The sequence below is a fragment of the Streptomyces lancefieldiae genome, from assembly GCF_031845825.1.
GTDB classification, from domain to species: Bacteria; Actinomycetota; Actinomycetes; order Streptomycetales; family Streptomycetaceae; genus Streptomyces; species Streptomyces lancefieldiae.
Window position 1 is genome coordinate 1 of sequence record NZ_JAVRFH010000193.1, and the last position, 1,825, is coordinate 1,825.

1 protein-coding gene is annotated in these 1,825 nt (G+C 71.5%); it reads right to left on the minus strand.

Going from position 1 to position 1,825, the window contains the following annotated elements; genetic code table 11:
* A partial coding sequence (locus tag RM812_RS41490; RefSeq protein ID WP_311586102.1) for a type I polyketide synthase occupies positions 1-1,825 on the minus strand: 1,825 nt, incomplete at both ends.

Here is a 1,825-nt window from a genome sequence, read left to right on the forward strand (position 1 = left end):
TTCCAGTCGATGTCGACGCCCGCGGCCCACAACTCCCCCACCGAACGCAGAACCCGACCCCAACCCCCCTCACCCCGACGCAGAGTCCCCACCACCACACCCTCCACACCCACACCCTCCAACACACCCTCCACACCCGGCACCAACACCGGATGCGCACTCACCTCCACAAACACACCGAACCCCTCACCCACCAACCCCTCCACCGCACCCGCGAACAACACCGGCTCCCGCAGATTCCGATACCAATACCCCCCACCCAACCCACCACCATCCACCCACCCACACTCCACCGACGAAAAGAACCGCACCCCACCACCCCGCGGCACCACCGGCCCCAACACCCGCAACAACTCCTCCCGCACACCCTCCACATGCACCGAATGCGACGCATAATCCACCGCCACCCGACGCACCCGCACCCCCAACCCCTCACACCGCGCAACCACCTCATCCACCCCCACCACATCCCCCGCCAACACCACCGACGACGGACCATTCACCGCCGCCACCGACACCCCCACCGACAACAACCCCAACCGCTCCACCTCACCCACACCCACACCCACCGACACCATCCCCCCCGCACCCGCCAACGACCCCGCAATCACCCGCGACCGCAACACCACGACCCGGGCGCCGTCCTCCAACGACAACGCCCCCGCCACCACCGCCGCCGCAATCTCCCCCTGCGAATGCCCCACCACCGCATCCGGCACCACCCCCACCGACTCCCACACCGCCGCCAACGACACCATCACCGCCCACGACAACGGCTGCACCACATCCACCCGATCCAACGACACCGCACCCTCAACACCCCACACCACATCCCACACCGACCACTCCACAAAACGCTCCAACACCCCCACACACTCACCAAAACGCTCAGCAAACACCTCACACTCACCCAACAACCCCACCGCCATACCCACCCACGCCGTCCCCTGCCCCGGAAACACGAACACCGTCCGACCCGGAGCGGAGTCCGCCTTGCGCACCGGTGCCGTGCCGTCGGCGACGGCGGCCAGACCGTCCGTGAGCGCGGCGCGGTCGGCGCCCGTGACCACGGTGCGGCGATCGAGCGCGGCGCGCCCGAGCGCCAGGCCGCGGGCCACCCCGCGCGGGTCGTACCCCTGGCCGCCCTCGTCGACGGCGGTGAACTCCGCGAGCCGGGCGGCCTGTTGGCGGACCGCGGCCTCGGTCGCACCGGAGAGCACCCAGGGCACCGCGACGGCGCGCGGGACGACCGCGTCCTCCGGGGCGGAGCGGAGCACGGGGGACGTCGCGGACCGCTCCGCGGTCCCCTCCGCCGCAGGGCCGGTGTCCCCCGTGTCGTCACCGGCGGTCCCGGCGGCGTCCTCCGCGCCGGGCTGCTCCAGGACGAGGTGGGCGTTGGTGCCGCTCAGACCGAAGGAGGACACACCCGCGCGGCGGGGCCGGTCCTCCGCCTCCCACGGCAGCGCCTCGGTCAGCAGCTCGACCGCGCCGGCGGACCAGTCGACGTGCGGCGACGGCTCGTCGACGTGCAGGGTCTTCGGCAGCACGCCGTGGCGCATCGCCATGACCATCTTGATCACACCCGCCACCCCCGCGGCGGCCTGCGTGTGACCGATGTTCGACTTCAGCGAACCCAACCGCAACGGACGCCCGTCCGCACGCCCCTGACCGTACGTCGCCAGCAACGCCTGCGCCTCGATCGGGTCACCCAGCTTCGTCCCCGTACCGTGCGCCTCCACCACGTCCACATCCGCCGCGGACAACCCCGCGTCCGCCAGCGCCGCCCGGATCACCCGCTGCTGCGCCACCCCACTGGGCGCCGTCA